We start from the raw sequence: 6255 nt of genomic DNA on the forward strand, positions 1-6255 counted from the left end.
TGGGGGGTGCGGCCGCTCCCCGCGCCGGGCCTGCGTTGACGGCCGCCGGCGCCCCGCCCCCACGCACGAAATGCAGCCACGCCCGACAGACCGAGCGGCCCGGCCCCCGGTGGGGGCCGGGCCCTCTCGCCGTGCTGGTTCCCGCTGAGCGGTGCCGAGCCCTGCGTCAGACGCGGGGCGCGTCGCCCTTCGGCTCGTCGTCGTCCGCGGGGACGTCGGCGACAACGCCGCGACCCAGGGCCGGGTCGCCCTCGGCTGCGGGGGGCACCGCGCCGTCGTCGACGACGTCGTGCTCAGCGTTCCGGTCAGCGTCCACCGCGGCGTCACGCTCGACGACGCGCTCCGGGACGCGGGACGTCTCGTCCACGGTCACGGCGGCGTACTCGAACTCGGTCAGCGCGACGGCGGGCACGGGCTGGAAGGCCCGCGTGAACAGGGCGGCGAGCGCCGCACCGACCAGCGGTCCGACGACGAACAGCCACAGCTGGCCCCAGGTCCAGCCGCCGGCGAACACCGCCGAGGCGAACGAGCGCGCCGGGTTGAGGGACGCGTTGGTGACCGGCCAGGCCACGATGATCAGGGCGCCGAGCGCCAGGCCGATGACGACGGGGGCGAACGCGGACTTCGACCGCTTGCTCGTCACGGCGAGGATGATGCCGACGAAGACCGCCGTCACGACGACCTCGACGAGCAGCGCGGACCACTGCGTGAACTCCACGGGGTTGCCGGACGACGCGGTGAGCGTCGCGAGCGGCGAGTGGCTGCCGAAGCCGTTGGCCGTGCCCGCGAAGACGGCGGCCTTGTCCGCCGCGCCCAGCAGCGCCGGGTACCCGCTCGGGATGACCGAGAAGAGGACGGCCGCGGCAGCGACGCCGCCGACGAGCTGGGCGAGCCAGTACCAGACGAGGTCACGCCACGCGGCGCGGCCCGCGAGCGTCACGCCCAGGGTCACGGCGGGGTTGAAGTGGCCGCCGGAGACCCCGCCCACGGCGGCGATCGCGCCCATGACGAGGATGCCGCCTGCGAGCGCCACCGGGAGGATCTGGCCGTTGTTGGCCGCGTTGAACGTCGCGGTGCCGACGATCCCGAGCACCAGCACGAACGTGCCGAACGCCTCGGCGGCGAGGCGCGCGAACAGGCCGTACTCGGGCGCGTCGCGCGCCGTCTCGACGTCGACCGAAGCCGTACCGCCCTCGGCGGCGATGTCGTGGGACATGAGGGTCCTTCTCTGCTCGGGAGACGGGCGTCTCGGAGTGCCCCTCGCGTCGGAGGGGCCGGTCGTGCGTGACCGGCCTCACGGCCGGCTGCGCGGGCATGCTTCCACCGCGGTCTGAACGGTTGCTGAGCGCGGGCCGACGGTGGCGCTAGTTCGCACCGTACCGCGCGTCGGTGCGGGCCGCGCCCCCGCCACGACGGCGGTGCGCCGGTCCGTGCGGGTTGTGCACGCCCGTCTCCGGGCGGTCGACCCGGGGGCCCGGCTGCGTCAGAGTAGGGGCATGACCACACCAGTGAACGTCACCGTCACCGGGGCCGCGGGCCAGATCGGGTACGCGCTGCTCTTCCGGATCGCGTCGGGCGCGATGCTCGGCCCCGACACCCGCGTGCGGCTGCGGCTGCTGGAGATCCCGCAGGCGGTGAAGGCTGCCGAGGGCACGGCGATGGAGCTGGACGACTGCGCGTTCCCGCTGCTCGACGGCATCGACATCCACGACGACCCGGCGGCGGGCTTCGCGGGGACGAACGTGGCGCTGCTGGTGGGGGCGCGGCCGCGCGGGCCGGGCATGGAGCGCGCGGACCTGCTGGAGGCGAACGGCGGCATCTTCCGGCCGCAGGGCCGGGCGATCAACGACGGCGCGGCGGACGACGTGCGGGTCCTGGTGGTGGGCAACCCCGCGAACACGAACGCGCTGATCGCGGCGTCGAACGCGCCCGACGTGCCGAAGGACCGGTTCACGGCGATGACGCGCCTGGACCACAACCGCGCGCTGTCGCAGCTGGCGAAGCGGGCCGACGTGCCCGTCTCCGAGGTGCGCCGGGTGACGATCTGGGGCAACCACTCGGCGAGCCAGTACCCGGACGTCTTCCACGCCGACGTCGCGGGCACGGCGGGCGCGTCGTTCGCGCAGGACGACCCGGCCTGGCTGGAGGACGACTTCATCCCGACCGTCGCCAAGCGGGGCGCCGCCATCATCGAGGCGCGGGGTGCCTCGTCCGCGGCGTCGGCCGCCAACGCGGCGATCGACCACGTCCGCGACTGGGTGCTCGGCACGCCCGACGGGGACTGGACCAGCGCCGGGTTGTGGTCGACCGGTCAGTACGGCGTGCCGGAGGGCCTGGTGTCGTCGTTCCCGGTGACGTCGTCGGGCGGCGCGTGGGAGGTCGTGGAGGGGCTGGAGCTCGACGAGCTCTCCCGGGCGCGCATGACCGCCAGCGTGGCGGAGCTTGCCGAGGAGCGGGACGCGGTGCGGGCCCTCGGCCTGATCTGACCTGTCGGACGCCCGATAAAGAGCGGCGGGGCGTCGGTGGGCCCGCATAGGCTTTCCGGGCCATGATCGACGCCCCTGCCGCCCGCGCGGACCACGACCTGACCACCCCGGCCGCCCCCCACGACGACCCTGCCCGTCGCCTCGACTGGCGCCGCCTGCGGGGGCCGGTCGCGGCGGTCGCGATGGTCGCGCTCACCCTCGGGGCGGTCGGTGCCGCGCTCGGCACGGTCGTCGCGGGTCGGCTGGCCGAGGACCCGACGACCGGGCTGCTCCTGCTGCTCACGCTCTGCGTGGTCGGCGCCGCCCTGTTCGACACGGCCGGGCAGGTCGTGTGGGCGGGCGTCGTGGACCGGGCCGAGGGTCGGCTGCGGGGCGACCTGCTGACGGCCGCCCTGCACCAGCCGCTCGCGACGCTCACGGAGCAGGCGGTGGGCGAGGTGCTCGACCGCGTCGACGACGACACGCACGCCGTCGGCACGCTCGTGCGCCGCCAGCTGTGGGGCGCGGGGCGCACGGTCGTGGGCGTGGTGCCGATGTGGGTCGTGGCCGGGCTCACCTGGTGGCCGGCGTGGGCGCTGTTCCCGGCGCTGGGGGTCCTGGCCGGGTTCCTCGTGCGGCCGATGCTGGGCGAGATCGCTCGCCGCAAGGTCGTCGAGGAGGCCGCCTGGACGGACCACGCGGCGACGTTCGAGGAGTCGGTCGCCGCGCGCGACGACCTGCGCACCAGCCTGGGCCAGCCGTTCGCGGTCCGCCGGCTGGCGCAGCGCTCGGCGGACGTGCACCGCAAGTTCGCGGCGGTCGTGACGGTCGAGTCGAAGATGCTGCGCCGTGCCGGGCTGGTCCTGGCGGCCCTGCTCGCGGGTGTCGCCGTGACCGGTGCCGCCCTGGCCTCGGGCGGGGAGCTGCCCGTCCAGGACCTCGTGACCCTGTTCCTCGTCACCGCCATGTTCGTGGGCCAGGTGGACAACCTCATCCACCACCTGCCGGACATCCAGGAGGGGCTGGGCGCGATCACGCGCATCAAGCAGATGCTCGGTGTCGAGCCGGAGCCGACGGGCGGCCGCGACCTGCCCGACGGGCCGGTCGGCATCGAGCTGCGCGACCTGCATTTCTCCTACGCCGAGGGCACCTTCGCGCTCCAGGGCGTGAACCTGCGGGTGCCGGCAGGCCAGACCGTCGCGCTCGTGGGCCGCACCGGGTCGGGCAAGTCGACGCTCGCGTCCCTGCTCTCGCGCGCCGTCGAGCCCGAGCCGGGAACGGTGTTCCTGGGCGGCGTCGACGTGCGCGACCTGGACCTGCAGAGGCTGCGTGCCGCGGTGGGCGTCGTGACGCAGCGCACCGAGATCCTGGCCGGGACGCTGGCCGAGAACATCGCGCTCTTCGCCGACGTGCCGCGCACGGACGTCGAGGCCGCGGTCCGCGAGCTGCGCCTGGACGCGTGGGTGTCGGGGCTGCCCGACGGTCTCGACACCCTGCTCGGCCCGGGCGGGACGTCGCTGTCCGCAGGGGAGGAGCAGCTGGTGGCGTTCGCGCGCCTGCTGGTCCGCGACGTGCAGGTGGTCGTGCTCGACGAGGCCACCGCGCGCATGGACCCCCTCACCGAGGCGCGGGTGGTGGCGGCGTCGGAGCGGCTGCTCGCCGGACGGACGGGCGTGCTCGTCGCGCACCGCCTCACGACCATCGAGCGTGCCGACCTGCTCGCGGCGCTGGACCACGGTCGCGTCGTGCAGCAGGGCCCGCGTGCGCGGCTCGCGCGCGAGGACGGGCCGTACCGCGACCTGCTGCGCGCGAGCGACGTCGCGGACGCCGGAGCCCTCGCGCCCGCCGACCCTGCGCCGGCCGACGACCTGCCCGCGGACGACCTCGCCGGCGACGCGCCGGTCGCGAGCGCCGGGTCCGCCGAGGCCGTGGCGACGGCGCTGACCCCGACGACGCACGCCGTGGGCGGTCGGCGACGCCGGGGCGCGCCGCCCGAGCTCGAGGACCCGGGCGAGGGCCCGAGCCTGGCGCGCGGCGTGCTGCACGCGTTGTTCGTGCGGCCCGCCTGGGGTGCGCTGGGTGCCGCCCTGTTCCTGGTGGCGAGCCTCGTCTCCGCGCAGGGCGCGCTCACCGGCTTCCTGTGGGGCCGTGCCGTCGAGGGGCTCGACGACGGGTTCCCGACGGCGCTCCTGGTGTCGTTCGTCGTGCTGCTCGTGGTGGCGCCGCTGGCGCTCGCCTGGGCGCTGTTCGTCTACCCGCGGTGGTGGGTGGAGGTGCTGCTGCGCGTGCGGATGTCGGTCATGGCCGGTCAGACGCGGCAGCGGCGCCTGCGCGCGACGCCGCCGGGCGAGGTCGTGGCCAGGTCGATGGACGCCGACCGGTTCGTGCGGTACGCCGACCGCTGGGTGGACTTCGTCAACGGCCTCGTGATCGCCGGCGTCACCGCGCTGCTGAGCGGCTCGTGGCTCGCGGGCGGCGTGCTCCTCGCCGTCATGGTCGTCTCGGCGGCGGCGTCCGCGATCGGGCGGCCGATCGCCGGCCGGTCGGCGACGCGCTCGTCCGCGGCGCGCGCCCGGTTCGGCCGCGCGCTCGTCTCGACGCTCGACTCGGCCCGCACCGTGAAGCTCGCGGCGCGCACCCCCGAGGTGCACGCGCACCTGCGGCAGGTGGACGGGGGGCGCGTGCGGGCGGCGATCTTCGAGCACCGGATCCAGGCGGCCCTCGACGGCGTGCCGATGATCATGGTGCAGCTCGGCGTCGTCGCCGCGTGGGCGGGCCTGCTCACGGGCACGTGGGGGCTGGCCACGGCGCTGCTGGTCGCGAACGCGGTGAACGGCTTCGGGTGGTTCGGCGTCGTCGCGGGCGCGGTAGTGACCGAGGCGCCGGGCACCCGGTCGTGGCAGCGCGCCACGGGCCGCTTCGCCGCCGGCGCCGACCTCATGGACGTGCCCGCCGGCGTCGACCTCCTCACCGGGGCGGCGCCCCTGCCGGCGGCCGGCCCGCGCCAGACGCTGGAGCGGCTGCACCTGGAGGGTGTCACCGCGGTGCACGACGACGGCACGATCGGCGTGTCCGACGTCGACCTGGAGGTGCGGCGCGGCGAGCTCGTGCTGCTGCTCGGGCAGGTGGGCTCCGGCAAGTCGAGCCTGCTGTCCGCGCTGAGCGGCCTCATGGAGCACACGGGGAGCATCCGGTGGAACGGGCGCGACGTCACCGACGCCCAGTCGTTCCTGCGCCCCGGGCAGGTGGCGCACGTGGCCCAGGTGCCGCGGGTGCTGTCGGGCACGTTCACCGAGAACGTGCGGCTCGACCACGAGCGGGACGTCGACGGCCCCGTCGCGGCGGCGCGGCTCGGGCAGGACGTCGCCGAGGCCGGCGGGCCGGACGCGCTCGTCGGGCACCGCGGCGTGCGGCTCTCGGGCGGCCAGGTGCAGCGGCTCGCGCTCGCTCGGGCCCTGGCGACCGACGCCGAGCTGCTGCTCGCCGATGACGTGTCGAGCGCGCTCGACGCCACCACCGAGATCGAGCTGTGGGCGTCGCTGCGCGAGCGCGGCACCACCGTCGTGGGCGCGACGTCGAAGCGCGCGGCGCTGTCGCGCGCCGACCGCGTCGTCGTCCTCACGGACGGGCGCGTGGCGGAGGTCGGACCCTGGCACGAGCTCGCGCCGCGCTGGAGCCACCTGGCCGGCTGACCTGGGTTGTGGGGGGGAAAAAGGGGGGGGGACACCACCCGGGTACCCCCCCAATAGATAACAAACCCGGGCCCGGGGGGGGCGTGGGGGGAGAGTTG

3 protein-coding genes are annotated in these 6255 nt (G+C 75.7%); 2 read left to right on the plus strand and 1 reads right to left on the minus strand.

Translation table 11 applies throughout. The features are described from left to right. Positions 1-166: 166 nt before the first annotated feature. A complete protein-coding gene (locus tag ACWGKI_RS20405; protein WP_380244547.1) occupies positions 167-1216 on the minus strand; it encodes an aquaporin in 1050 nt (349 codons plus the stop codon). 280 nt (positions 1217-1496) lie between these two features. Here ACWGKI_RS20405 and ACWGKI_RS20410 point away from each other — a divergent pair, with 280 nt between their 5' ends. Both ACWGKI_RS20410 and ACWGKI_RS20415 read left to right on the plus strand, forming a co-directional pair. After that, positions 1497-2486: a malate dehydrogenase gene (locus ACWGKI_RS20410; RefSeq protein ID WP_380244548.1), complete on the plus strand. Its 990-nt coding sequence runs from the start codon at positions 1497-1499 to the stop codon at positions 2484-2486. A gap of 62 nt (positions 2487-2548) precedes the next feature. Further along, positions 2549-6157, plus strand: a complete 3609-nt coding sequence (locus ACWGKI_RS20415) for an ATP-binding cassette domain-containing protein (RefSeq protein ID WP_380244549.1) — start codon at positions 2549-2551, stop codon at positions 6155-6157. The last annotated feature ends 98 nt before the right edge of the window (positions 6158-6255 follow it).

It is taken from the genome of Isoptericola sp. NPDC055881 (assembly GCF_053615895.1).

Coding starts and splice junctions, on each gene's coding strand:
- ACWGKI_RS20405 (WP_380244547.1), bottom strand. CDS start 1,216: ATGTCCCACGACATCGCCGCCGAGGGCGGTACGGCTTCGGTCGACGTC.
- ACWGKI_RS20410 (WP_380244548.1), top strand. CDS start 1,497: ATGACCACACCAGTGAACGTCACCGTCACCGGGGCCGCGGGCCAGATC.
- ACWGKI_RS20415 (WP_380244549.1), top strand. CDS start 2,549: ATGATCGACGCCCCTGCCGCCCGCGCGGACCACGACCTGACCACCCCG.